Genomic DNA, 25,468 nt, shown 5'->3' on the forward strand with positions numbered 1-25,468 from the left:
AAATTGAAAGAAGGATTTAGCTTGAGTTTTAAAAGTACAGTGGGGGACGTTTTTTCATCCCTAAAACATAGAGATTTTAGATATTTTTTATCAGGACAGCTTTTGTCATTAATGGGAACTATGGTTCAAAATACTGCACTCAGTTGGTATGTGTATAAGATAACTAATTCTCCTTTCCTTCTTGGACTTATATCAGTATTTCAATATGCACCAGTACTGTTGATTACTCTTATTGCAGGTGTTATAGCAGAAAGATATCCCAAAAGAAAAATTATTTTGATGACTCAGTTTTCTTACATGATACAGTCCTTTATATTGACTTTTGTTGTTTATGTTGGATATAGTAAATATTGGATATTAGCCATATTGTCTGTTATTAATGGCATTATAACAAGTTTGGACATGCCTACGAGGCAGTCTTTCTTTATTGAACTTGTAGGAAAAAAGGATCTTCCAAATGCCATATCTTTAAATTCAACTGTTTTTAATATATCTCGTATAGTTGGACCTGCATTTGCAGGAATAATAATGAATAAAGTAGGGGTATTTCAGTGCTTTCTTATCAATACAATTAGTTTTATACCTGTTATCTATGGTGTATTTCAAATAAAGGCCAAAGGTAATCCAACATTAAAGTCCAAAAACTTCAATCTAATTCAGGACTTAAAAGGTGGAATTATGTATACTGTAAGTAAGAAAATACTCCTATCTGTAATGTTTATGATGGCTATAGTATGTACTTTTGCATTTAATAGTAATGTAATTATACCTGTATTTGCAAAGCAAGTCATGAATGGTGGAGCAAAGGAGTATAGTATTCTTTTAAGTCTTTCAGGTGCAGGATCATTTTTAGGAGCTATTTTTATGGCAGGAATAGGCAGAGGACTTAGAAGTAAGTATTTTCTCATTATAAATTCATTTATATTGGCTATTTTACAAATAGTAACTTTATTTACAAGCAGTTATTTATTAGTAGGGATGCTATTTGTATGGATAGGATTCTTTGGACTTACTTTTTTAAATAAGGCAAATGCTACACTGCAGTTTAATACAGAAGATGAATATAGAGGGAGGGTAATGAGTATATATGCCCTTTTAAATATTGGAAGCACCCCTTTTGGCAGTGCTTTCGTTGGCGTAGTTATGCAAAAATTTGGTGGTAGATTTGGATTCTTTAGTTGTGGATTAATCATGTTTCTATTTACGGTTATCACTGTATTTTTTGTTGAAGTAAAGAACAGGAAACCTAGATATAATTGATTATGTTACATATATTAGATAATGTGTATGTGGATAAATAGAAATTTAAATTTGTGCAGAATTTCTATAATATGATAAAATATGTTTTTAAGTTATGTTGATTTTGGTATAATTATAAGTAAAATAGTAAAGATAACTACAATTATTTTATGAAGGAGTAATAATATGGATGGCAAAGAGTATGTTCAAAAAGTTTTAAGTACTGTACAAAAAAGAAATTCAGGTGAAAAAGAATTTCTTGATGCAGTGAAAGAAGTTTTAGCTTCTTTAGTACCAGTATTTGATAGAAGACCTGATTTTATTAAAGCAGGATTACTTGAAAGATTAACTGAGCCAGAAAGAGCTATAAGTTTTAGAGTACCATGGGTTGATGATAATGGAGAGGTTCAAGTAAACAGAGGTTTTAGAATTCAATTTAATTCGGCTATAGGACCATATAAGGGTGGGTTAAGATTTCATCCATCTGTAAATCAAAGTATTGTAAAATTTTTAGGATTTGAGCAGATATTTAAGAATTCCTTAACAGGCTTACCTATTGGAGGAGCAAAAGGTGGTTCGGATTTTGATCCAAAAGGTAAATCTGATAACGAAGTTATGAAATTTTGCCAAGCCTTTATGTCCGAGCTATACAAATACATAGGTTCTAATAGAGATGTGCCTGCAGGAGATATAGGCGTTGGTGGAAGAGAAATAGGATATCTATATGGCTATTATAATAAACTTAAAAGTGTAAGTGAACAGGGCACTTTGACTGGCAAGGGACTGGCTTATGGAGGAAGTCTTGCCAGAACAGAAGCAACTGGATATGGATTAGTTTATTTTACTGAAGAAATGCTAAAAGATCATAATTTGAGTCTCAAGGATAAAAAAGTAGTAGTTTCAGGTTCGGGAAATGTGGCTATTTATGCTATTGAAAAAGCAACTGAGCTTGGAGCTAAAGTTATTACTTGTTCTGATTCTAATGGATATATTTTAGATGAAAATGGAATTAATTTAGATGTAGTAAAAGAAATTAAAGAAGTTAGAAGGGGAAGAATAAAAGAATATTTAAAGAGTGTGCCTACTGCTAAGTATGTACCAGATTTTAGAGGAATTTGGAATGTTAAGTGTGACGTAGCTTTTCCTTGTGCAACTCAAGGTGAAATAAATGAGGAATCTGCTGAGACTCTTGTAAAAAATGGTGTTATAGCTGTATCAGAAGGAGCAAATATGCCTTCAACTTTAGATGCAATAAATGTATTTTTGAGTAATAAGGTTCTCTTTGGACCTTCTAAGGCAGCCAATGCAGGAGGAGTTGCATGTTCTGCCATTGAAATGTCTCAAAATAGTATAAGATATTCATGGACATTTGAAGAGGTAAATAATAAGATCAAAAATATAATGATTAATATTTATAATAATTCTAAAAACGCAGCAAAAGAATATGGCAATGAAGGAAATATGGTTGTAGGAGCCAATATTGCTGGATTTTTAAAGGTTGCTGAGGCTATGATGGCCCAGGGTATAATTTAAGTTTATAGAGGGACCTGGAAGTTAAGGAGGATTTTTAAAGAAAAATCCTCCTTCAACTGACTATTGTCAATTATCAACTTTTAATCAAATATAAACTAACCATTATAAGTATTCCACAAAACGATATGGCTAATAGATGTTTAGAGTATAAAATAAAAGGATTATAATTGAAAGCATAGTTGTCAATTTCTTTTGAGACTACACTGAAGCACCTATCTATGGATTTTGTATTTATATATTGAGATTTGTCCATAGGTGTGTGTATTTTTGATGTGTCTGCATCTGATAAAGTTAGGGCGTCTATGTTATAAGCTCTAAAATATTGATGATCACTGGAATTTTCAAAAGTATACTTAAAGTCTATCTTGCCATTATTACATAATTGTGCTATTTCTTTTACAAAAGGTGAATTTTTTGAATCCCATTTTCCTGCCATTATGGAAAGAGGAACGTTTTTATCACTGCCTAACATGTCAAAATTTATAACTTTTCCTCCTCTTAGGGTGTCTTTATATTGTTGTGCGAAATTTTTTGACCCTAGGCAGCCAAATTCTTCTGCATTAAAAGCTGCAATTACTATATTTCTCTCGGGTTTCCCAAGAGAATTTATATATTTTATAAGACCCAGTAAAAAAGAAGTACCAGAAGCATTATCTAGGGCGCCGCTATATACTGTACCAGAAAGATCAGAACCAAGGTGATCAAAATGGGCAGATAGAACAAGGGGTGGTAGAGCAGGATTTTTACCTTTTATGTATCCTATTACGTTGTAAGCAGAAGTTAATTTATTATGAAAAGGTATGAAACAGCTTATTTCACAACCTGAATTTAAATAATTTTTTATTCCTTTGGCAGTTTGTTCTTTTAGCATAATGTACATACTTCCCCTAGAGTTTGAAATAAAGGAACTTCTAAAATCTAAGTTATCATTTTTTGGAGTATAAAACAAAAAATATTGGTTTGATGTATGGACTTGAAAGCTGTTTTTTGATAGTGAAATAACATTATCTTTTTTAAAAGATACACTACTATTTTTAAAGTTTAGCATATCTTCCTTATAATCTGCAGCATACTTATACTGTTTTACTATAAAGCCATTTCTATCCTTTACTATGAGATATGGATCAGCATCTATTTTTTCAGGGTAAACTACATTAAAGGATTGTAGGTAATCCTTATTGTAGGGACTTAGATTTTCTGCTTTAAAATAATGTTTTATAAAATCTGCTGTTTCATAATTTTCCAAGGTTCCAGTAAGCCTTCCTTTAAAATTATCTGAAGATAGATAGGAAATAGTATTTTTAACTTTTGAAGAGTTTAGTGGATGCACAAAATAGTAGTATTGAAAGCTCAATGAACAAATAATACAAAATATAGTTAATGGCAGCATAAACATAAATTTTTTCATTAATAATAACCTCTAAAATAAAGTGTTTCTAAATATATATTAATTTGCCAAAATGTATATAACTGTTGTAATATATTTTTAGCTGATTTATACTTTTTCAGTATGTTTAATCCTTCTTTTAGCTTAGAGATTTATCATAAATAAAATTAACCAGGAGGTAAAAATGAATAATATAATAGATACATTAGCTGAAGAGCTTAGTGTAAATAGAAAATATATAAATAGTGTAATCGAACTTTTAGATTCAGGTAATACAGTGCCTTTTATAGCCAGATATAGAAAAGAGCTTACAGGGAGTATGAGTGATGTAACTTTAAGAAAACTGGCAGAAAGGCTTACATATCTTAGAAATCTTAAATCTAGAAAAGAAGATGTAATAAGGATAATAGAAGAACAGGGAAAACTTACGGAAGAATTAAAGAATTCTATAGAACACAGCAGTACTTTAACAGAAGTAGAAGACATATATAGACCATATAAACCAAAGAAAAGAACCAGAGCAACTATTGCACAGGAAAAGGGGCTTAAGCCTATCTCAGAAGCTATTTTGGATGGGAATTTTCAAGATGATATAGAAAAGTATGCAGAAAAATTTATAAACGAAGAAAAGGGCGTTGAGTCTTCAGAAGATGCACTAGCAGGTGCAGTTGACATAATAAGTGAAGTTATTTCTGATGAAGCAAAGTATAGAAAATGGATAAGAAAATTTGTTTGGGAAAATGGAATAATTGAAACGAAGGGTGAAAGTAAAGAACCAACTCCTTATGAAATGTATTATGATTATAGAGAAGCAGTCAAGTCTATTCCACCTCATAGAATACTAGCTATAAATAGAGGGGAAAAGGAAAAAGTTTTATCTGTAAAGATAAGCTGTGATATGGAGAATATAGAAATTTACTTAAAGAATCAATCTCTTAGAGGAAATAATATAACAGATACTTATATAGAAAAAAGTGTAGAAGATTCGCTAAAGAGACTAATTTACCCATCTATTGAAAGAGAAATACGGTCACAACTTACAGATATGGGAGAAGAAGGCGCCATAAAAATATTTAAAGCTAATTTGAAGGCACTTTTGATGCAATCACCTATAAAGGGAAAAAATGTACTTGGCTATGACCCTGGTTTTAGAAATGGATGCAAAATTGCAGTATTGGATGATACAGGCAAATTGTTAGATACCGCAATAGTATATGCTACAGCACCTCAAAATGATGTAGAAGGCTCTATAAAGAAACTAAAAGAGCTAGTATATAAGCATGATGTAAATGTTATATCTCTTGGAAACGGAACTGCTAGTAGGGAATCTGAAGAACTGATTGGAAAACTTATAAAAGAAGTGAAGGAAGAGAAGGGAAAAGATCTGTACTATGTAATTGTATCTGAAGCAGGAGCTTCAATTTATTCTGCATCAGAACTTGCAGCAAAGGAATATCCAGATATAAATGTATCTTTGAGGGGAGCTATATCTATAGGCAGAAGGCTTCAAGATCCTTTAGCAGAACTTGTTAAAATAGACCCTAAATCCATAGGGGTAGGACAGTATCAACATGATGTTGCACCAAAGAAATTGGATGAATCTTTAAAGGGAATTGTAGAAGACTGTGTAAATAGTGTAGGGGTAGATCTAAATATAGCAACGCCCTCTCTTCTATCCTATATATCTGGAATAAATACTGCGATAGCATCAAACATTGTAGCTTATAGAGAAGAAAATGGAAAATTTAAAAATAGAAAAGAGCTTTTAAAGGTTAAAAGATTGGGAGCCAAAGCTTTTGAACAGTGTGCAGGATTTTTAAGGGTAATGGAAAGCGGTGAGCCCCTTGATAATACTTCTGTGCATCCTGAATCTTATGATGCAGCAAAAGGACTTTTGGAAATCATTGGATACAGCATGGAAGATTTAAAAAATGGAGAACTTTCAGGTATAGATAATAGAGTTGATAAAATAGGCATAGATGTTCTTTCAAAGAAGCTTAATGTAGGTGAACCAACTCTAAAAGATATAATAAAAGAGATAAAAAAGCCAGGCAGAGATCCAAGAGAAGAACTTCCTAAACCTATACTTAAGACTGGAATAATAGACATTAATCAATTAAAACCGGGTATGGTGCTTACAGGCACAGTTAGAAATGTAGCAGATTTTGGAGCTTTTGTAGATATTGGAGTTCATCAGGATGGACTTGTTCATATAAGTCAGTTGTCAGATAAATTTGTGAAGCACCCACTTGATGTAGTTCAAGTAGGAGATATAGTTCAGGTAACTGTACTTGAAGTAGACGAGAAGAGAAAGAGAATATCCCTTAGCATGAAATAAAAATTATTTTAAGAATATGTTGAAATGTGATGGTAAAAGTATTATAATGAACTTGAAAATTTAAAATATAATCTTCAGGGCGGGGTGTGATTCCCCACCGGCGGTATAGCCCGCGAGCCATAATTGGTATGATTCGGTGAAATTCCGAGGCCGACAGTAGAGTCTGGATGAAAGAAGGTAAAATGTAGTGTTTATTAGCCCTGATATTTTATCAGGGCTTTTTTAACTTACCTTAGAAGGTTATACACAATGTTTTAGGGGGATGTTAGATATGAGAAGTAATAAATTAAACAGGCTAGTAAAGATATCATTGTTAGGTGTAATTGGATTTTTACTTATGTTCATAGAAGTTGCAATTCCTGTGTTCCCATCATTTTTACAGATTGATATAAGTGATTTACCGGCTTTAATAGGTACTTTTGCACTTGGACCTGGAGCTGGAATTGCCATAGAGCTTTTAAAGAATATACTTCATGGAATATTTGATGGAAAAACAGCATTTATAGGAGAGTTCGCAAATTTTGCAGTGGGTTCAGTTTTAGTATTTACAGCAGGATATTTATATAACAGACATAAAACTAAAAAGACAGCAGCAATTAGCCTTGGGGCAGCAACTATTGCTATGTCAGTATCTGCTGCAGTGTTAAACTACTTTATATTACTTCCACTTTATGAAAAACTACTTAATTTCCCTATAAGTGCAATGGTAGCAGCAGCAGGAAAAGTAAATGGAAGTATAACAGATATAAATACTTTGATATTATTTGCTATTGTACCATTTAATTTATTAAAGGGAGTACTACTTACAGCACTTACACTACTTTTGTATAAGAGTGTATCACCAGTATTGAAACAAGAGCAGAGTAAAAGTAGGGGTTTAGCAGAACATAACAATTAGAAAAGAATCTGGGTTTATCCCAGATTTTTTTATTTTATCTTTATGAAAAAACATTTTTGTACGATAATTTATACATAACTTAAAAAGAGAATAAATTTATAAAGGGTGATGAATTTGCCAGGTATATGGAATGTAAACAGTAGTTATAATGTAGATAACAAGCGCATATCTACTAAATTATCTTTTGAAGTAGGTGAAAGATTTTCTGCTAGGATTTTAGATCTAAAAAAGTCTACAGGAGAAATACTTTTAAAACTTTTAGATGGATGGCAATTTTCTGCAGAAATAGAAAACCCAGTAGATTTTTTGCCAAATAAACTTGTAAGACTAGAAGTACAAGGGTTCGAAAATGGAAAACTTAAATTAAAAATTGTGAACTCACAAGATGGAGAACAAAGGGTCGGCAAAGATCCTATAGGTAGTTTTATTAGAGAGTTCGGTGATCTTAATTTAAGTAGTGATGACTACCAGCTTGTAAAAAGCATGCTTAAGCACGAAATACCACTTACCAAAAGCAATATTTCTAATATAAAAACTACCCTGGATTTTATAGACAAAATAAAAAATGATCCTAATGAAGAGAATGAGTTTATAAATAAATATTTAGATAGTAGAGGTATATCCCCTGAAAGCACAGAAGGTAAATTTACCACCAGTACATTAAAAAATTTTTTTACCCAACTAAAACAGATAAGTGGTAATGATTTGCTTACTTTTCTGGAAAACAATATGGAACTAAACGAAGATAATATAAAAAGTTTTAACAATGTATTTAAAAAGGATGGCACCATATATAACGAAATAAAATCCTTGGGAGAAAATCTATCTGGACAGAATTCCACTAATGTACAAACCCCAAACCAAGTTGAAGGTACAAAAGACAATTTAAAAGTTATTTCCGAAAAGGCTCAAGCTGAAGTATATAGAAGTGAAGATAGTGGCAGTAAAGCAATAAATATACCTACTAAGGATAATACTGCTTCTACACAGAATGAAAAAGATACTCTTAGTAGAGCAGGTACAGAAAGGGCCAGTGTGGAAAATAAAACTGTTTTAAATAGTGAGGGATTGGATGTAAGTAAGTTAAATGAGATTTTAAATAAAACCAAAAATTCAGTAGGTGAAGAAAAAACTCAATACCCCAATATAGAGCAGCCATCTAATGTAAAAGAGGATATTTCATCTAAAGACATAGAGCAGCAGACAAGTGTAGGTAAAGATATTTCTTCTAAAAATATAGAACAAAAAACAGGTACAGATAAAGGTATTTCTCCTAAAAATATAGAAAATTCGGAACAAAAAGATACTTCAAATACGGTTTTAAAGTTTTCTGAAAAAGAAGGCAGTAAAGTTGAAAGTCCTCATCACAATAATTTTGTAAAGCAAAATGGTATGGATGACATTGTAAGCCAGATAAAAGAACAGATAAACATAAAGACCAGTGAGATGAAGGATATTATAAGAACAGTTTTAGATCAAAAAGGAGATGGCAAAAATCAACTTAGTGGAAATATTGCACAAGTGCTTAACAATAACATGAACGATTTTAAAGTATTCAATACTGTATCTAATTCATACTATTATATGGATGTTCCTATAAATTTAAATCAACAAGATTATCAATGCAAACTGATGATTAAGGATGAAAGGAAAAAAGGAAAAAAAATAGATTCTACTAATGTAAAAATAGTAACTTCTGTAAGTACTGAAAATATGGGTACAGTAGATGCATATTTAAGCGTTAAAAATAGTAATATGGATATAGATATCAAATGCAATAAGGAATGGCTTAATTTATTTAAGAAAACTGAAAAAAGGGTATTGGAGAGCTTATCTGATATAGGGTATAATGTATATGTTAGATTTGATGAAAAGAAAGAAGAGATGAACATATCAACTTGTAGAGAATTTTTTCAGGATAATGATATAGGTGTTATAAATACAAAGGCGTAACTTTAGGCATTTTTTCAAATATCTTACTGATTATTATGAACTCATTACTGAACTCTTATTGAAGGGGAATATTATGGATAAGAAAAAGAAAGCAGCAGCTTTAAAATATGAATATAATTATGAAGCACCTATAGTTACTGCAGCAGGCATAGGTCAAATAGCGGATAATATATTGAATAAGGCAAAAGAGAGCGGTGTTCCTATAGTTTATGATAAAGAGCTTGCCAATCTTTTGAGTAATGTGGACATAGGGGATAATGTGCCTTTTGAGTTATACGATGCGGTAGCTAAAGTAATAGCTTATGTGATAGATATAGATAAAAATATAAGTAGAAGGTGATTATTTGGCTTTATTTGCAATATCAGATTTGCATTTGGATTTAACTGGGAGTAAGCCTATGGATATTTTTGGAAATAACTGGACTAATCATGATGAAAAAATTAGAAAAAATTGGAACAGCAAAATAACTAGTGAAGACAAGGTATTGATATCAGGAGATATATCTTGGTCTATGAATATGGAAGGAGGAGCTTGTGATTTAGAGTGGGTGCACCAACTTTCAGGAACAAAATTGATGATAAAGGGAAATCATGACTATTGGTGGAACAGTATTACTAAACTAAATAATATGTATGAAGACATGGGTTTTATACAGAATAATTTTTTTGCCTATAAGGATTATGGAATATGCGGTACAAGAGGCTGGAATTGTCCAGAAAGTGATAATTTTTCTGCTCATGATGAAAAAATATATAAAAGAGAACTTTTAAGAATGAAAAATTCTTTAAATTGTGCAGTAGAGGCAGGATATAAAAAATTTATAGTAATGATACATTATCCACCTATAAGTGAAAAGTTCATGTCTTCGGGATTTACAGATATATTTGAGGAATATGGTGTAGAGAAGGTTATATATGGGCATCTTCATGGAGAATCTTTGTCCAAGGCTGTAACGGGAAAATTAAATGGAGTAGAGTATATACTAGCTTCTGCAGATTATGTAAAATTTAATCCCATAAAAATAATATAGAGTAAACTTAAAAATAAGTTTACTCTAAAAATATATGAACAGGTTATTTGTGAAATTTAGAAAAAAGACCATGCTTTTTATTATCCACTGAATCATCTGCAGCATTATTATTTTCAGTTTTAGTTATTATATTCTTTATAAGATATTTCTGATCTCTAGCTAAATTTTTAATTTTTTGTGATGCTATAGTAGAAGTTGTTACCTCACTGAACCAGATTATGGAGTCTTCTTCTCTGCCTGTACGTCGCATAAGTTCTCCTATAAGATACATTGTAGTAAACTTATCCATACCATATATAGGAGAAGGTTCATTGTAGTATGCATTTTGAAGGTTTTCTAATGCCTGGTTTAAAAATTCCATTTCTTTTTTTTCATCTTCCTTAAGTCTGTACATCCAGGCGATTTTTAAAGAATTCATTGCTTTTTTACTAGATTTAGCATTTATAATGTAATAATTTAAAAGAGATAACTTGTACCTTGTTATAGCTAAATCTATATCATATACTTCAGGATAATTCTTGCTTTTCCACTTAGGAGAGATTTTTTCCCTAATTATGTTTGCATCATAATCACTCAGGTGTTCAAAATCACTTTTCATAGCCGAATAACCACATTCATCACATACCCATACGTCATAAAAATAAGGATTTATAATAGAATATCTTATAAAAAAGTCAGAATCTTTTTTTAGTATCCTATAAGAAGATTTCTTAATAGCTCTTGCATTAAAATTATTATCACAAACAGGACATACTACTTTTTTATTGTAAAGTAATAGTTTTTGTCTTTCTTCTTCACTTAAGCCATCATCTTCATTTAAACTTTTTAGACCCAAAGAGTTTTTTTTAGACATATCCGCAGCCACCTTCATTATGAATAATATATTATTTGTATTGATTGTTAAGTTATAATATTATTATATCAAAAAAATTATTAAAATTATACTATTAAATGTATAGAGAACATATATACTATATTGAATAATTTAAATTTTTGATATAATAATAATGTACTTATATAATTCGTTGGGGGTGATTTATGTGGCAATAGGGGAATGGAAAACATTTTTAATACCATATAGTCAAGCTGTTGAAGAGTTAAAAGTGAAATTTAAAAGTATAAGAAAAGAATATAGAAAAAAGAATGAATACTCACCAATAGAATTTGTTACTGGAAGAGTAAAGGAGATATCTAGCATATTAGAGAAAGCCAATAAATTCAATATACCTCTTGACAGAATAGGTTATGAGATGGAAGATATAGCTGGTATTAGAGTTATGTGTCAGTTTGTAGATGATATAGAAAAGGTAGTTGAGATAATAAGAAATAGGAAAGATATGAGTATAATGTATGAAAAAGATTATATATCTAATGTGAAGGAAAGTGGATATAGGAGTTATCATGTAATAATTAAGTACCCTGTTAATATGGCAGAGGGTGAGAAAGAAATACTAGCTGAGTTTCAGATAAGGACTCTTGCCATGAATTTTTGGGCTACTATAGAGCACTCGCTGAATTACAAATATAAGCAGGATATACCTGGTGGAATAAAATTGAAACTTAAGAGTGCGGCAGATGCAGCTTTCCAGCTTGATCAACAGATGCTTGAGATTAAGGATGAAATAAAAGATGCTCAAAAGTTGTTTGAAGTAAAATCAAGCTTGGTTTCTGATATAATGAACAATATACTTACTATGTCTTCTATGGGAAAGTTAACTGAATCAACTAGATATCAAGTCCAGTTAAATAATTTAATTGAAGAGGGAGAAGTATCTGAACTTGTAAGCTTACTCCGATCTACAGAAAAGTTACTTCAAATGTATAAATAGCTGTCATGTTACAATTCAGTTGCAAGTTTTAACCAAAACTAGCAACTGAAATTAATAATGACAGCTATTTACATATTGTTATTTTGCTACTATATTTACAAGCCTGCCTTTTACAACTATGACTTTCTTTATATCTTTACCGTCTAAAAGAGATTTTATATGTTCATTAGAAAGAGATAACTCTTTTATCTGGTCTTCTTTTAAGTTCGTGGATACATTTATTTTAGCTTTGATTTTACCATTTATCTGAATAGCTATTTCTGCCTCATCTCTTATAAGTGCATTGGGTTCAAAATCAGGCCATTTTTCATTAAATATGGAATAGCTTTTTCCTAGAGATTCCCATTGCTCTTCTGCAAAGTGAGGTGCAAAAGGCGCTATGATTTTTACAAAATCAATTACAGTATCTTTTAGCAGCGATACATTTTTATCTTTTTGCTGAATGTACTTTGAAAGTGCATTTGTAAATTCCATAATTCTAGCTATAGATGTATTAAATTGAAATTTATTAGCATCTTCTGATACAGATTTGATTGAAAAGTTTCTTGTATAGTTAAGATCCTTTTCGGCAGCATCCATAGAAGTTTTTCCAGTATCTCCACTTTCTATAATTTCTTTTACGGAAGAGATAGTTCTTTCAATTCTATCTACAAATTTACTTATGGATTTAATTCCGTCATCGTTCCAGGCTCCACCTTCGCTGTAGTCAAATCCAAACATAAGATACATTCTAAATACGTCAGAACCATATTCTTGTATGCAGTCATCTGGAGATATGGTATTTCCTTTTGACTTACTCATTTTTTGGCCATCAGGACCAAGTATTATGCCTTGATGTCTAAGAGATAGGAAAGGTTCGTCAAAGTCTAAGAACCCCATATCCCTAAGAGCTTTAGTAATAAATCGGGCATACAGAAGATGCATACAAGCATGTTCAGGACCGCCTACGTACATGTCTACTGGAAGCATTTTATCTATTTTAGCTTTATCAAAAGGTTTTTCACTATTTTTATTATCAACATACCTTAAATAATACCAGGAAGAGCATACAAATGTGTCTAAAGTATCGGCTTCTCTTTTTGCTGGACCTCCGCAGCAAGGGCATGTAGTATTCATGAATTCTTCTGATTTTAAAAGAGGAGACTTACCATCAGGAGAAAATTCTACATTATAAGGGAGTTTAACTGGCAGTTGATCTTCTGGTACAGGAACTATTCCACATTTTTCACAATATACTATAGGAATAGGAGTTCCCCAATATCTTTGTCTTGAAATTAACCAGTCTCTTAGTCTGTAATTTACTTTTCCAGATCCTAATCCCATACTTTCAAGCTTTTTAGTTACTGCTTCTTTGCCTTCTTTTGTAGTTAGACCATTGAATTCACTGCTATTTATCATTTTGCCATGTTCTACATAAGGTAAGGAATCTCCACCTTCTATAACTCTTTCAATAGGGAGCTTATATTTTGTTGCAAATGCAAAGTCTCTTTCATCGTGGGCAGGAACTGCCATTACGGCACCAGTACCATAAGTATTTAGTACATAATCTCCTATCCATATAGGGACCTTTCTGCCATTTATAGGATTTATAGCATAAGAACCACTGAATACACCAGTTTTTTCTCTTGTAATTGATTGTCTTTCGATTTCACTTTGTTTTTTAGCTAAATCTTTGTATTTTTCTACTTTATCTTTATATTCTTCTTTGGTCAATTTATCAACTAATTTATTTTCAGGTGATAAAACTACATAAGTAACACCAAATAAGGTATCAACTCTTGTGGTAAATACGCTGAACTCAATATCGGAATCTGCTACTTTAAAAGTTACGTTTGTACCGGTGGATTTACCTATCCAATGTCTTTGCATAGCCTTTGTTTTTTCTGGCCAATCCAGCTTATCTAGGCACTGAAGAAGTTCTTCTGAATAATCTGTAATCTTGAAGAACCATTGAGTTAAATCCTTTTTAGTTGCCTCAGTACCACATCTTTCACAAAATCCATCTTGTACCTGCTCATTTGCAAGTACTGTTTTACAGCTAGGGCACCAGTTTACAGGGGCATTTTTTCTATAAGCTAAACCATGTTTATATAATTGTAAAAATAACCACTGGTTCCATTTGTAATACTCAGGATGACAGGTAATTACTTCGTTTTCCCAGTTGAACATTGCACCCATAGATTTAAGTTGTTTTTCCATAGTAGCTATATTTTTTTCTGTTGAGTCACTTGGGTGTATTCCAGTTTTAATAGCATAGTTTTCTGCAGGAAGACCAAAAGAATCAAAACCCATTGGTTGGAACACATTATATCCCTGCATTTTCTTAAGTCTTGCCCAGGAATCTACAGGAGCATAGTTAAACCAATGTCCTGCATGAAGTTTACTACCTGAGGGGTAGGAGAACATCTCCAGTACATATAATTTTTTATCTAAATTGTTATCGTCAAATTTATAAAGTGATGTTTCTTCCCATTTTTTTTGCCATTTTTTATCAGTTTCGATACTGTACATAATATCTTCTCCTTTATTTGTAATTTAATATAGCCTTTACGCTTTTGTAAGCTAAAGAAGTCTAGTAAAATTGTGGTGTTTATTTGTTGCTAGAATATAAAAAAATCTCTCATCTCTTAAAATTAAGAGACGAAAGATTTAGCTTCCGCGGTACCACTCTAATTAAACCCATAAACTGGTTTCACTCAAAAAATAACGGTTCATACCGTATCTGATTTTCTTCAGATAAGCTCCTAAGGTGAGTTCGCATTATGTTCACACTGTTTTTCACCTAACAACAGCTCTCTTTAGTGATATAAATACTACTGTTCCTTTTTCAAAGCTAAATATTAGTTTATTTCTCATTTTATAATATTAAACAGTTCTCTGTCAAGAATTTATTCTTAAATTTTATTTTAAAAAAGAACTCCTAAAATAAAGAGTTCTTTCTTGGCTGCCCATGCTGGACTCGAACCAACACATACCTGTTCCAGAGACAGGTGCCTTACCATTTGGCGAATGGGCACTGTTATTTAAATCTCAACAATAAACATTATATCACCATAAATTCATATGTCAATAGTTTATCATTAAATACAATACTATTTTATTATTTTTAAGATATACCTGTTAACATAATTTATAAATAAGGTTAATAAATAGTCATATATTAGAAAAGCTATTTGTGCACCTAATACTATTAAATAGGGACTTATTTTTATTTTTAAAAGACCAGGGAAAAATAGACTGTAAAGTAGAAATAGCACTAATAAACATATATTAAAAAAAGCAAGTTTTAGTATAATTTCAAGAGGTAATTTCCTGAGTTTCTCAACAAAATATTTTATTAATCCATAGAGACCAAAAAATACTATGTAGGAAAGTACTGTGATTTTAAACCCGCATATTAAAAGGGATAGTAGGGAAGTAGCTGCATAAATAGTAATAGCATTTTTGTAATCTGTAACGAGCACCGATAATGGTATGATAAAAGAAGTCAAAGCAAGAAGAAATCCCTTATTCACTGGAACTATGCCACTTAAGTATATTAAAATGACTCCTAAGGTAGTTAAAAAACCTCCTTTAGTCATATTGGAGGTTTTATTTTGAGATTTTGTCATTTACATCCACCTCTTTTTTAGATTGACAATTTTAGCAATTTCCACCTCCACATAAGCAGTCTAAACAATATAATGTAGCACAGATGTTACATATGTCAGGGTCTCTTCTCCTGTTGTCATAATAAGGTTGTCTATAGGAATTATTCATACCCCTTAACTTGTTTAATGCCTCTTGGTATTTAAAATTATTTGGATCAAGACTGCAGGCAGTGCTTAAATTAGTGCTAGCCTGGTCATACCAGCCTTTTCTAGTATTTAAAATTCCCATGAGGTAGTGCCATTCTGCATCTCTTGTATTTATTTCCATGAGTTTTGATTCTGCACTGCTTAAATTCCCATTATAAATATCATTTTCTACAGATTGATATGTGCTAGAATTGCTGCCAGTATAGGCATCACTACTTCCATTATTATATGTATTTGTCCCTTCATTTTTCATCAAATAGTCATAGGCTTCATTTATGTCTCTCATTTTATCCTCGGCTAAATCCTTAAGTGGATTATTACCATACTGATCAGGATGATATTTTTTAGCTAAGGTTCTATAAGCTTTTTTTATTTCATCTTTTGAAGCATTTTCATTTATTTCAAGTACTTCATATGGATTTTTCATCTTTGTAAACACCCCTTTTAAAAACTTTATCCATTTTATCTAAAAGTCCATATTGTAATATATTGTGTAGTAATTCTTCATTCTTTTTTATAGGAAGTTTTTCAAAAGTATTCATGCACTGTGCAGCACAAGTACCTAAAATGAAATCAATTCTAGTTTCTATTTCTTTAGAAAATTTTTCATAGCTTAAATTTTCTGCGTTAAAACATTTGTTTATAACATTAAATTTTCCCTTTGACATATCATCACGTAAATCATCTAAAGCATCTATAATATATATCCATTTTCCAAGGTTATATCCAAGAAAGTACAGTTCCTCTTTAATTTTTTCACACTTAAAAGAACTTAATATAAATCCAGTAAGGTGTGCAAAAGGATGAGCTATCATATCTATGGATTTATTATTAGTTTTCTTTTCAAGTTCATAAAGATTGCTTAAATTTTCTTTTATATGTATGAAAACTTTTTTATAATTTTCATCTGTTTTGTTAAAGTATGTTTTGAGACAAATCGAAAATATCTTGCTTTTTAAAGAATGTTCGTCGACTGTGTCATCCAAAAGTTTGAAATAACTTAGATATATATTGCAAAAAGCTGCATATTTCAGAGAATCATTGTCCTTTAAAAAAATTTTTTTTTGCAGGGGATGAAGGATACATCTTTTTTTTACATAAGTTTGTTCACCGGTTTCTAAAGAGTCTAAAAGCAGCGCAAGAAAAGTCATGTCATAATTTAGAGAGATCCTAGGAACATTTCCAATGTTATATTTTATGGACCTGCATAATCCGCAATAATAAGCTTTAAATTTTTCATAATCTTTTATTTTAAGCTCCATTTTGTATGGAGTTACATAACCAAACATAGATTCTCCTATTTTTCATTTAATATTTCATATATAGTTTTGGAGGTAGTATCTTTTATGGAATATCCAAGTAACTCTACCAGTTCATTTAATTCACCATCACTTTTAGTTTCTATTTCTATATAAGGGAAAGGACAGAAGGATGTATCATTTATGTCTATTTCAATTAAGCTGTTTTTATATTTGTAACTTTCCCGATATTTTTTTATAGATTGAAGTAAATTTAGTCCAAGTGATTTAAATATTTTTTTACCTGCTTCTGCGTCAAATATTTCAGTTTCATTTTCTTCCATTACTTTATATTTTTGCTGACTTAAAAGTTTTTTAGTAGTCATGTAAAAATGGGTTGAATTGTGGAGGAGATCTTCTACAACTCTTATTCTAGCATAGCCTTTATTTTTTATAAGACGTCCATCTTTAAAGTCATATATATAATTTGTTTGATTTTCCATTTTAACATTTATAGCTTTCATCTGTTTTAGTTTTAATCTTATATGATCAGGATCTATTTTTATTATTCTTGTTTCACACTCTTCCAAAGAATTCACTCCCTATGAAAAACTATTGTTATTTTGAATTATACCATAAAAGTTAATATCTAAAGGTTAAATTAATAAAAATTTAATAAGAGGCTTCCTTAAACCTAATAAGGAAGCCTCTTATTTTTTATTTTAAGGAATTTGCAGAACCAAGAACATTATCTATTTTGTATTCTACTACTTTTTGTATTTCATCTCTTCCTGCACCTAAGTATTTTCTTGGATCGAAAACTTCTGGTTTATCTCCAAAAGTTTTTCTCACAGCAGCAGTCATAGCTAATCTCAAGTCAGTATCCATATTTATTTTGCATACAGCCATTGAAGAAGCTTTCCTAAGCATATCTATTGGTATTCCTTTAGCACCAGCTAAATTTCCTCCATACTTATTGCAAGTTGCTACTGCTTCTTGATCTACAGCGGAAGCGCCATGAAGTACTATAGGAAAATCTGGAAGCTTTTCCTGAACTTTTTCAAGTATGTCAAATCTTAATTTAGGTTTGAAGTTTGGTGGAAATTTGAATGCACCATGAGAAGTACCTATAGCTATTGCTAGTGAATCTATACCAGTTCTATTTACAAAGTCTTCTGCTTGATCTGGATCGGTATATATATGTTCTGCAGCAGATACATCATCTTCTACTCCAGCAAGTACACCAAGCTCTGCTTCCACTACTACTCCGTGGTCATGAGCATATTTTGCAACTTCCTGAGTTTTTGCTACATTTTCTTCATAATCAAAATGGGAACCATCAAACATTACTGAAGTAAAACCATTTTCTACACACAACTTTACAGTTTCAAAATCAGGACCATGATCTAAGTGAAGTGCAAGATCAATACCTGTTTCTTCTATTGCAGCGTCTACCATGGCTTTTAAATATTTAGGACCTGCATATTTTATTGCACCTGCTGAACATTGCAAAATAACAGCAGAGTTTTTTGCCTTTGCTCCATTAACTACACCTTGAATTATCTCCATATTATTAATATTAAAAGCGCCTATTGAATATTTTCCTTCATAAGCTTTTTTGAACATGTTTTTAGTAGTAACTAATGCCATTATTATTCCACCTTCCAATATAATATTTTATAGCTATAATATAGGGATTCTAAGTGAAAGCTAGATGTATACACATGGATATATTATAAGCAATTCAGTTTATTCTTATGTTTTATTAATATAAAAATAAAATATTTTTACATATAAATCTATAAGTTTAAGTTATGAACCCTATATAAAGTTTTTAAAGTTATGGACAAACTTATTTTTTAAACATTTTTACAATATTAGCTAGTTAAGCCTAAAGGTACTAAACGTACAATTACAGTATATCAGAAGTAAATCCTTTTTACCATAAATACAATATGGAATATATAAAATTTAAATAGAAAATTGAATTTAAAATAGATTTTGGATGTTTAATTGCTCCATTTTCAGTATGTGATGCAGCAAATTTTTTATTACATTTATAGAGGCTAGGGATTCTTCTCCATTTCTATATGTTATATGCTGCATTAATTTCCATAACTCACTGTTTATATTGTCTATTTCATTATGATTTGAAAAAATTGATACCTTTGGTGAATATTTTTTCCACTGAACCATGAAATTCTCATAATTCTTACGGGCTTCATCCCAGGAATTTGATTCAATGGATTTTTCTATTTTTATGTTTGAACTTTCTAATTTACTACATATTGTATTTAAATATTGTATTGAAAATAGTATAGATAGCATCATCAGTATGAATAGGGTAAAAGATGTTATAGAACTTTTCATTTAATCACATCCTGTGTATTTTTTTCTTTTAGTTGGTAATAAAATTTTCCTTTTGAATCCAGTAAAGCTACTAATATGTTTTTTGTAGAAATTATGCTGTTTTTCTTCATCATTTGTTTGAGCCAAGCTTCATCCTTTTTTGCTATAATTAAATTTTTAAAGTTTATTTTACCATCTATTATGAGTGTTATGGGTAGTACATCTTGAGAAGGTTTTATTTTTAAATCCGTTTTAGTTACAGGGGTGAGTTCGGTTTTAGGTATAACAGAAAGTTGACCACTGGTTTCAAGTATGGCATATTCTACATCGGATAAATTGTAATATCCTTGCATTCTCAGTTCTTCCATTAAATCATTTATATTAAATTTTTCATCCTTTAATTTTTTTAAGTCCAGCTTTCCTTTATCAATTAATATGGTTGGTTTTCCACTAAAAAACAATCTTATTTTTTCGCTTTTAAGCTGGAGCAGCGCTAAAAGAGTTTGTAAAGTCAAAAGAGTTATTATTGGAATTATACCGTGAATTATAGAAATTCTGGTATCTTGCATTGGAAGAGAAGCTAATTCGGATATCATTATTGCTACAGCTAATTCAAAAGGTTCCATTTCACCTATCTGCTTTTTACCCATAAGCCTCATGGATATTACAACTAGTAAATATAAGATAATAGTTCTAAAAAGTACTATGAACATAAAATACCACCCTTCAAGTTGCAAATTATATATTGAAAATATATATCTATTTATATATTTACATTAATACAAAAAAATATAAGTAAAAATGAGAACATTTTAGAATAAATATGAAGTATAATGATAGTAGCACTTAATTTAGTAAGATATTTAGGTCAAAGGGGATGATTATATGGGGAAGGTAAGTACTAAATTGATGTACAAAGATATTTGTGAAATACAAGAGAAAGACAGAAAAGATTTATTAAATCTTAAAGTTGGGCAGAAAGATATATTGGTTAAAAAGGGAACAAGTTTGTATAAAATATTTAAGGACAATTATCCTGTACAGGACATACCTGTGGTACTTGCGAAAGTCAATGAAGAATATTTTGAACTTACTAATTCATTAGAGAAATCTGGGACTTTTAAGATAGTAGATATAAGGGACAAGTTAGGAAATAAAACCTATGCAAGAACACTTCAATTTGTTCTTATTAAAGCTGTATATGATTTATTTAATGGGGCAAAAGTTACTATAGAGCATTCTTTAAGTAAAGGTATATTTGGGGAAATTCATAAAGATACTCCTCTTTGTGAAGATGATATAAAGAAGATAAAAAAGAAAATGGAAGAGATAATAAAACAGGATATACCTATAAAAAAAATAGGGATGCCTAAAGAATGTGCAATAGAGATTTTTAGGAACTATGGTATGGAAGATAAAGTAAGACTTTTAAATTATGTAAAGACAGATGAGGTAAAGTTATATGAATTAGATGGCAGATATGACTATTTTTATGGATCTATGGCATTTTCTACGGGAGTATTGAAGATATTTGATTTAATGTATTATGAGCCAGGATTTATACTAAGGTATCCTGTGGAATCTGATCCTCATAACTTGCCTAAATTTGTAGAATATAAAAAATTAAGCAAGATATTTTATGAAACTGAAAAATGGGGAAATATACTTGAAGTAGGAGATGTAGGATCTCTAAATCATAAAGTTGAAAATAAAGAAATTGCATACATGATAAGGGTAGCGGAGGCACTTCATGAAAAGAAAATTGCTTATATATCTGATATGATAAGCGAAAGAAAAAATGTAAAAGTTGTGTTGATTGCAGGACCAAGTTCTTCTGGAAAAACTACTTTTTCAAAAAGACTTTCAATACAATTAAGAGTTAATGGAATAATACCTGTGCCAATTTCACTGGATGATTACTTTGTAGATAGGGATCATACACCGAAAGATGAAAATGGGAATTATGATTTTGAATCTATATATGCCCTTGATTTAAAACTTTTTAATGATGATCTAGAAGCACTTATGAGGGGAGAAGAAATTGAAGTACCCACATTTGATTTTAAAACAGGATGTAGAAAATGGGTTGGCAACAAGCTGAGGCTTCCGGAAAAAGGTGTAATTGTAATTGAAGGAATACATGGATTGAATGAACTTCTTACTTCTGCTATTCCAAAAGAAAATAAATTTAAAATATATATAAGTGCTCTTACTCAATTAAACTTAGATAATCATAATAGAATAGCTACTACTGATGTGAGAATTATAAGGAGAATAGTTAGAGATTTCCTTTTTAGAGGGTATAGTGCGGAAGATACTTTAAAGATGTGGCCTTCTATAAAAAATGGAGAAGAAAAAAATATATTTGTATTTCAGGAAAATGCAGATGTTATGTTTAATTCTACGTTAGTGTACGAGCTGTGTGTACTAAAGGATTATGCACTTAAAGAATTGGACGGTATAAGTAGCTCTAGCCCTGTGTATTATGAAGCATTGAGACTTAAAAGTTTCCTCCATTTCTTTAAATCAGTGGATGTTAAGTTTGTTCCCGATAATTCTATTTTAAGGGAATTTATAGGCGGAAGTTGTTTCTATAGTTGATAATTGTTATGGCATAAATAACTTTACTTTATGAGGTGAAAAAAAATGGATGAATCAGAACTCAGAAATCTGCTAGAAAATATTAAAGAAAACAAAACAGGGGTGGAAGAAGGAATTGAAAAATTGAAGGATCTTCCATTTAAAGATTTAGGATATGCTATGGTAGACAACCATAGAGAAATAAGAGTTGGCTACCCTGAAATAATATATTGTGAAGGTAAAACTGTAGATCAGGTAAAGGGAATTGTTGAGTTTATGCTTACCAAAGATAATAATATACTGGGAACTAGAGCTAGTAAAGAAATGTATAAAGCTGTAAAAGAAATTTGCCCTTATGCAAAGTATAATGAATCAGGGAGAACTATAACTATAGTAAAAAACTCCAAAGAGAAGACGGAATCATATATAGCTATAGTTACGGCAGGAACATCAGATATACCTGTAGCAGAAGAGGCTTTTGAAACTGCTAATATTTTTGGAAATAAAGTAGAAAAAATTTTTGATGTAGGTGTAGCGGGAATACACAGGATGTTTAATAAATTAGATACTATAAGAAAAGCTAAAGTAATTATAGTAATTGCAGGTATGGAAGGTGCACTTGCTAGCGTCATAGGAGGTCTTGTTGATAAACCTGTTATTGCAGTACCTACAAGTGTAGGATACGGAGCGAGTTTTGGAGGAATAGCTGCTCTTCTTTCAATGCTTAACAGTTGTGCCAGCGGGGTAAGTGTAGTAAATATTGATAATGGATTTGGGGCAGGATATATTGCTAGTATTATAAACAAGCTTTAGGTAAACAGAGTTTCTGGTATTATATTTCGCAGATGTAAGTTAAAAAGATCCTGTTGCACTAAAAAACTAGTGTAACAGGATTTTTTTAGTTAATTATTTATTTCAAATACCTTATCTAATCGTGTCATATTAAAAATTTTCATAACATCTGCATTTCTAACTGAATAAAGTTTAAAGCTCCCATTCATGCTTTGGCATTTTTTGTAAATTGAAACTAAAACTCCAAGTCCAGTACTATCAATAAAAGTACACTTACTAAAATCCAATGAAAAGTTTTTTTCACCTTTATCTATTAGAGAATTAAGTTTTTGTCTAAGATCATCTGCTTCATCAACAGCAAAGTTTTCTGGTATTTCAATATTTAAATCCTTCATTTTAAATCACCTCAAATTGTAAATTTTTCTACAAGATTGTTTAAGGATACGGCTAATGCACTAGATTCTTCAGCACTAGCTGCCACATTTTCAATTGCTGAATTTTGTTCTTCAGCAGATGCGGCAACTTCTTCACTGCTAGCTGCAGTGTTTTCAGTAATAGTGGCAACTGTATTAATAAGATTTACTATTTTATCAGAAGTAGCAACTTCATCTTTTGTCACATCTACTATTTCATTTACATTGTTCGATATTTGATTTACGGCGTCTATGATGCTTACAAAAGATTTATCGGCATCTTTTGCTATTACTACACCAGATTTAACTGCATCCTTGCTGGAATTCATGTTTTTTACAGCTTTGGTTATTTCATTTACCATTTCGCTTACCAATGAAGATATTTCATTTGCTCCAGTGTTAGTTTCTTCTGAAAGTTTACGAACTTCTTCTGCCACTACGGTAAAGCCCTTTCCGTGTTCTCCTGCTCTTGCTGCTTCAATAGCTGCGTTTAGTGCTAGTAAGTTAGTTTGAGATGAAATACTGTTTATAGTATCAATAATTCCACTTACTTTTTTAGAAAGCTTCTGCAGGACTTTTAAAGTAGTTTCTGTTTCAACTGATGATTTACGGATATTTTCAATGGCATCAACTGTATTTTCAATTTTATTTCTTCCTTCTTCTGCAGTGTCCATGGTATGTTTGGAATTCTTTTTAGCTGTGAGTGCCCTATTTTGCGATATTTGAACCAAACTTGACAGTTGAACCAAGACTTCTGATACTTCTACAATAGAGCTATTCTGAGTTTCAGCATCTTGTGCAACTTTTTCTATAGTGCCAGCCATTTGTTCTGTTGTAGAACTTATTTCCTCATTAGAAGAGGCTAGTTCTTGTGAAGAAGCAGCCAAATTTTCTGATGCATCTCTGACATTATGTATTGTATTATGCTGATGTTCAATCATTTTATTAAAGTATTCACCTAATGTCTGTAATTCGTCTTCTGTATTTATTTTAGACCTTACAGTTAGGTTACCCTCACCAGCTTTGGTCATTAAACTTTCTAATTGTTTAATTGGATTTATTATATCTCTCATAGAAAATCTATATGATAAAAATATTGTAATAAGTAAAGCTAATATAGCTATTATAATTGTAAAATTTCTAATACTTGAAGCAGGAGACATATATGTACTGCAGTCAGCTTCTACTGCTATAATCCAATTATTATTGGAAACAAATTTTCCAAACTTACGTGATCCGTTATAGCTATAGTATCCTTCAGAAGTTCTACTTGATTTAGCTTCATTTATTAAAGATTTTAACTGGCTATTAGAGTTATTTAAAATATTCTCTTTAAATACTTTATCTGTTTTAGGATGAGAGATAATAAGCCCATCTTTATTAATCATATATGCATATCCAAAGTTACCTAATTTGATGTTAGATACTCCTTTAAAAGGTATTATTCCGATTAATGTACCTACAATTTTATTGTCAATTTTTAAAGGATGAGCGATTCCTATTACAGGTTTGCCTGTAACTTTTGATATTAAAACAGTTTTTTTATCAGTGTTTTTAGAGCCTTCTAAAGCGTTTTTGACATAGTCTCTATCACTATAGTCAACGGTATAATTTTCACTTGAATTACTAATAATTCCTTTAGCTGATGTATTTGTGATAACTAGACTTTCTATTATACTACTGTTTTCTTTTTGTATTTTTTGTAGATAATTATAGACTTCATTGTTGTAGGTGGTATCACCTGAGGCAATTTTTGCCATACGTTCATCAGAACTTAAAATTTTAATATACTTGTCCACCGAATCTACTTTTTCATCTATAGACTGTACTGTTTGACTTGAAGTACTTTCTAATTGGTTTTTAATTGTATTTTGTAATAAACTAGAAGTCCTAATATAAGAGAAAGTTCCTAAAATAATAAGAGGGACAGTTATAAATACAAAGAACATTAAACCTAATTTATTTTTTAAACTTTTTTTCATTAAAATACCTCCAAACTTTCATACTCTTGTTTAATCGCTAAAACTCCCATCTTCTATAAAAATGGGAGATAAATAAATTTTACACTTGGGTAAGTTTTTAAAATAATTA

At 30.7% G+C, this 25,468-nt stretch carries 22 protein-coding genes, 1 tRNA gene, 1 riboswitch and 1 other annotated feature; of the genes, 10 read left to right on the forward strand and 13 right to left on the reverse strand.

From position 1 onward, the window contains the following. Nucleotides 1-21 precede the first annotated feature (21 nt). Nucleotides 22-1,260: an MFS transporter gene (locus DMR38_RS01215; protein ID WP_127719625.1), complete on the forward strand. Its 1,239-nt coding sequence runs from the start codon at nucleotides 22-24 to the stop codon at nucleotides 1,258-1,260. A 165-nt stretch (nucleotides 1,261-1,425) separates the two neighbouring features. After that, nucleotides 1,426-2,772 (forward strand): NADP-specific glutamate dehydrogenase, encoded by a 1,347-nt coding sequence (gene gdhA / locus DMR38_RS01220; protein WP_127719626.1) that lies wholly within the window; start codon nucleotides 1,426-1,428, stop codon nucleotides 2,770-2,772. 73 nt (nucleotides 2,773-2,845) lie between these two features. Here the strand turns inward: gdhA and DMR38_RS01225 are convergent, their stop codons facing one another. Next, nucleotides 2,846-4,180 carry a M28 family metallopeptidase gene (locus tag DMR38_RS01225; protein ID WP_127719627.1) on the reverse strand — a complete coding sequence of 445 codons (1,335 nt, stop codon included), beginning with the start codon at nucleotides 4,178-4,180 and terminating at the stop codon, nucleotides 2,846-2,848. Between the two features lie 163 nt (nucleotides 4,181-4,343). On the opposite strand from DMR38_RS01225, the gene DMR38_RS01230 reads away from it, so the two are divergent. The 5 genes from DMR38_RS01230 (at nucleotide 4,344) to DMR38_RS01250 (ending at nucleotide 10,379) form a co-directional block, all read left to right on the forward strand. Continuing rightward, nucleotides 4,344-6,497 (forward strand): Tex family protein, encoded by a 2,154-nt coding sequence (locus DMR38_RS01230; RefSeq protein ID WP_127719628.1) that lies wholly within the window; start codon nucleotides 4,344-4,346, stop codon nucleotides 6,495-6,497. Between the two features lie 66 nt (nucleotides 6,498-6,563). Next, nucleotides 6,564-6,680: riboswitch (FMN riboswitch) on the forward strand. A gap of 88 nt (nucleotides 6,681-6,768) precedes the next feature. Next, a complete protein-coding gene (locus DMR38_RS01235; protein ID WP_127719629.1) occupies nucleotides 6,769-7,395 on the forward strand; it encodes an ECF transporter S component in 627 nt (208 codons plus the stop codon). 108 nt (nucleotides 7,396-7,503) lie between these two features. Beyond that, nucleotides 7,504-9,348, forward strand: a complete 1,845-nt coding sequence (locus DMR38_RS01240) for a hypothetical protein (RefSeq protein ID WP_243124408.1) — start codon at nucleotides 7,504-7,506, stop codon at nucleotides 9,346-9,348. Between the two features lie 73 nt (nucleotides 9,349-9,421). Continuing rightward, a complete protein-coding gene (locus DMR38_RS01245; RefSeq protein ID WP_013236956.1) occupies nucleotides 9,422-9,688 on the forward strand; it encodes an EscU/YscU/HrcU family type III secretion system export apparatus switch protein in 267 nt (88 codons plus the stop codon). A 4-nt stretch (nucleotides 9,689-9,692) separates the two neighbouring features. Further along, a complete protein-coding gene (locus DMR38_RS01250) occupies nucleotides 9,693-10,379 on the forward strand; it encodes a metallophosphoesterase (protein ID WP_127719630.1) in 687 nt (228 codons plus the stop codon). A 43-nt stretch (nucleotides 10,380-10,422) separates the two neighbouring features. On the opposite strand, the gene DMR38_RS01255 is transcribed toward DMR38_RS01250, so the two are convergent. Beyond that, nucleotides 10,423-11,232 carry a DUF2225 domain-containing protein gene (locus DMR38_RS01255; protein WP_127719631.1) on the reverse strand — a complete coding sequence of 270 codons (810 nt, stop codon included), beginning with the start codon at nucleotides 11,230-11,232 and terminating at the stop codon, nucleotides 10,423-10,425. Nucleotides 11,233-11,419: 187 nt separating this feature from the next. On the opposite strand from DMR38_RS01255, the gene DMR38_RS01260 reads away from it, so the two are divergent. Beyond that, complete coding sequence (locus DMR38_RS01260; protein ID WP_127719632.1) at nucleotides 11,420-12,208, forward strand: GTP pyrophosphokinase family protein; 789 nt, start codon at nucleotides 11,420-11,422, stop codon at nucleotides 12,206-12,208. A 78-nt stretch (nucleotides 12,209-12,286) separates the two neighbouring features. Here DMR38_RS01260 and leuS read toward each other — a convergent pair whose 3' ends face one another. From leuS to DMR38_RS01305, 9 genes are all read right to left on the reverse strand, one after another. Beyond that, on the reverse strand, nucleotides 12,287-14,719 hold the full coding sequence (gene leuS / locus DMR38_RS01265; RefSeq protein ID WP_127719633.1) for a leucine--tRNA ligase: 2,433 nt from the start codon (nucleotides 14,717-14,719) through the stop codon (nucleotides 12,287-12,289). Nucleotides 14,720-14,841: 122 nt separating this feature from the next. Continuing rightward, nucleotides 14,842-15,048: a binding site (T-box leader), on the reverse strand. Between the two features lie 101 nt (nucleotides 15,049-15,149). Further along, nucleotides 15,150-15,224: transfer RNA gene (locus DMR38_RS01270), tRNA-Gln, on the reverse strand. Nucleotides 15,225-15,300: 76 nt separating this feature from the next. Next, on the reverse strand, nucleotides 15,301-15,819 hold the full coding sequence (locus tag DMR38_RS01275) for a hypothetical protein (protein WP_127719634.1): 519 nt from the start codon (nucleotides 15,817-15,819) through the stop codon (nucleotides 15,301-15,303). A 31-nt stretch (nucleotides 15,820-15,850) separates the two neighbouring features. Beyond that, on the reverse strand, nucleotides 15,851-16,432 hold the full coding sequence (locus DMR38_RS01280; RefSeq protein WP_127719635.1) for a DnaJ domain-containing protein: 582 nt from the start codon (nucleotides 16,430-16,432) through the stop codon (nucleotides 15,851-15,853). Then, nucleotides 16,416-17,294 (reverse strand): DUF5685 family protein, encoded by an 879-nt coding sequence (locus tag DMR38_RS01285; protein ID WP_127719636.1) that lies wholly within the window; start codon nucleotides 17,292-17,294, stop codon nucleotides 16,416-16,418. The genes DMR38_RS01280 and DMR38_RS01285 overlap by 17 nt, the downstream gene beginning before the upstream one ends. A gap of 8 nt (nucleotides 17,295-17,302) precedes the next feature. Continuing rightward, entirely contained in the window at nucleotides 17,303-17,833 is a 531-nt protein-coding gene (locus DMR38_RS01290) for a CYTH domain-containing protein (RefSeq protein ID WP_127719637.1), read from the reverse strand. Nucleotides 17,834-17,960: 127 nt separating this feature from the next. Then, a complete protein-coding gene (gene fba / locus DMR38_RS01295) occupies nucleotides 17,961-18,893 on the reverse strand; it encodes a class II fructose-1,6-bisphosphate aldolase (RefSeq protein WP_127719638.1) in 933 nt (310 codons plus the stop codon). A gap of 339 nt (nucleotides 18,894-19,232) precedes the next feature. Beyond that, entirely contained in the window at nucleotides 19,233-19,613 is a 381-nt protein-coding gene (locus DMR38_RS01300; protein ID WP_127719639.1) for a DUF4363 family protein, read from the reverse strand. Continuing rightward, entirely contained in the window at nucleotides 19,610-20,305 is a 696-nt protein-coding gene (locus DMR38_RS01305; protein WP_127719640.1) for a DUF421 domain-containing protein, read from the reverse strand. Before DMR38_RS01305 ends, DMR38_RS01300 begins: the two co-directional genes overlap by 4 nt. 172 nt (nucleotides 20,306-20,477) lie before the next feature. Between DMR38_RS01305 and DMR38_RS01310 the strand changes: the two genes are divergently transcribed. Beyond that, the gene (locus DMR38_RS01310; RefSeq protein ID WP_127719641.1) at nucleotides 20,478-22,193 is read left to right on the forward strand and encodes a nucleoside kinase; all 1,716 of its coding nucleotides are present in this window, start codon (nucleotides 20,478-20,480) and stop codon (nucleotides 22,191-22,193) included. A gap of 45 nt (nucleotides 22,194-22,238) precedes the next feature. Beyond that, complete coding sequence (gene larB, locus DMR38_RS01315) at nucleotides 22,239-22,985, forward strand: nickel pincer cofactor biosynthesis protein LarB (protein WP_127719642.1); 747 nt, start codon at nucleotides 22,239-22,241, stop codon at nucleotides 22,983-22,985. 89 nt (nucleotides 22,986-23,074) lie between these two features. On the opposite strand, the gene DMR38_RS01320 is transcribed toward larB, so the two are convergent. Further along, nucleotides 23,075-23,359 (reverse strand): STAS domain-containing protein, encoded by a 285-nt coding sequence (locus DMR38_RS01320; protein WP_127719643.1) that lies wholly within the window; start codon nucleotides 23,357-23,359, stop codon nucleotides 23,075-23,077. A gap of 11 nt (nucleotides 23,360-23,370) precedes the next feature. Then, complete coding sequence (locus tag DMR38_RS01325) at nucleotides 23,371-25,359, reverse strand: methyl-accepting chemotaxis protein (protein ID WP_127719644.1); 1,989 nt, start codon at nucleotides 25,357-25,359, stop codon at nucleotides 23,371-23,373. Nucleotides 25,360-25,468 lie beyond the last annotated feature (109 nt).

Source organism: Clostridium sp. AWRP, from assembly GCF_004006395.2.
Taxonomy (GTDB): Bacteria; Bacillota; Clostridia; order Clostridiales; family Clostridiaceae; genus Clostridium_B.

What these genes read in the sequence shown, in the direction of transcription:
- DMR38_RS01280 (WP_127719635.1), bottom strand. Translation starts at nt 16,432, where the DNA reads ATGAAAAATCCATATGAAGTACTTGAAATAAATGAAAATGCTTCAAAA.
- DMR38_RS01285 (WP_127719636.1), bottom strand. Translation starts at nt 17,294, where the DNA reads ATGTTTGGTTATGTAACTCCATACAAAATGGAGCTTAAAATAAAAGAT.
- DMR38_RS01230 (WP_127719628.1), top strand. Translation starts at nt 4,344, where the DNA reads ATGAATAATATAATAGATACATTAGCTGAAGAGCTTAGTGTAAATAGA.
- DMR38_RS01225 (WP_127719627.1), bottom strand. Translation starts at nt 4,180, where the DNA reads ATGAAAAAATTTATGTTTATGCTGCCATTAACTATATTTTGTATTATT.
- DMR38_RS01275 (WP_127719634.1), bottom strand. Translation starts at nt 15,819, where the DNA reads ATGACAAAATCTCAAAATAAAACCTCCAATATGACTAAAGGAGGTTTT.
- DMR38_RS01245 (WP_013236956.1), top strand. Translation starts at nt 9,422, where the DNA reads ATGGATAAGAAAAAGAAAGCAGCAGCTTTAAAATATGAATATAATTAT.
- DMR38_RS01325 (WP_127719644.1), bottom strand. Translation starts at nt 25,359, where the DNA reads ATGAAAAAAAGTTTAAAAAATAAATTAGGTTTAATGTTCTTTGTATTT.
- DMR38_RS01240 (WP_243124408.1), top strand. Translation starts at nt 7,504, where the DNA reads ATGAATTTGCCAGGTATATGGAATGTAAACAGTAGTTATAATGTAGAT.
- DMR38_RS01300 (WP_127719639.1), bottom strand. Translation starts at nt 19,613, where the DNA reads ATGAAAAGTTCTATAACATCTTTTACCCTATTCATACTGATGATGCTA.
- DMR38_RS01320 (WP_127719643.1), bottom strand. Translation starts at nt 23,359, where the DNA reads ATGAAGGATTTAAATATTGAAATACCAGAAAACTTTGCTGTTGATGAA.
- DMR38_RS01235 (WP_127719629.1), top strand. Translation starts at nt 6,769, where the DNA reads ATGAGAAGTAATAAATTAAACAGGCTAGTAAAGATATCATTGTTAGGT.
- fba (WP_127719638.1), bottom strand. Translation starts at nt 18,893, where the DNA reads ATGGCATTAGTTACTACTAAAAACATGTTCAAAAAAGCTTATGAAGGA.
- gdhA (WP_127719626.1), top strand. Translation starts at nt 1,426, where the DNA reads ATGGATGGCAAAGAGTATGTTCAAAAAGTTTTAAGTACTGTACAAAAA.
- DMR38_RS01255 (WP_127719631.1), bottom strand. Translation starts at nt 11,232, where the DNA reads ATGTCTAAAAAAAACTCTTTGGGTCTAAAAAGTTTAAATGAAGATGAT.
- DMR38_RS01305 (WP_127719640.1), bottom strand. Translation starts at nt 20,305, where the DNA reads ATGTTCATAGTACTTTTTAGAACTATTATCTTATATTTACTAGTTGTA.
- larB (WP_127719642.1), top strand. Translation starts at nt 22,239, where the DNA reads ATGGATGAATCAGAACTCAGAAATCTGCTAGAAAATATTAAAGAAAAC.
- DMR38_RS01310 (WP_127719641.1), top strand. Translation starts at nt 20,478, where the DNA reads ATGGGGAAGGTAAGTACTAAATTGATGTACAAAGATATTTGTGAAATA.
- leuS (WP_127719633.1), bottom strand. Translation starts at nt 14,719, where the DNA reads ATGTACAGTATCGAAACTGATAAAAAATGGCAAAAAAAATGGGAAGAA.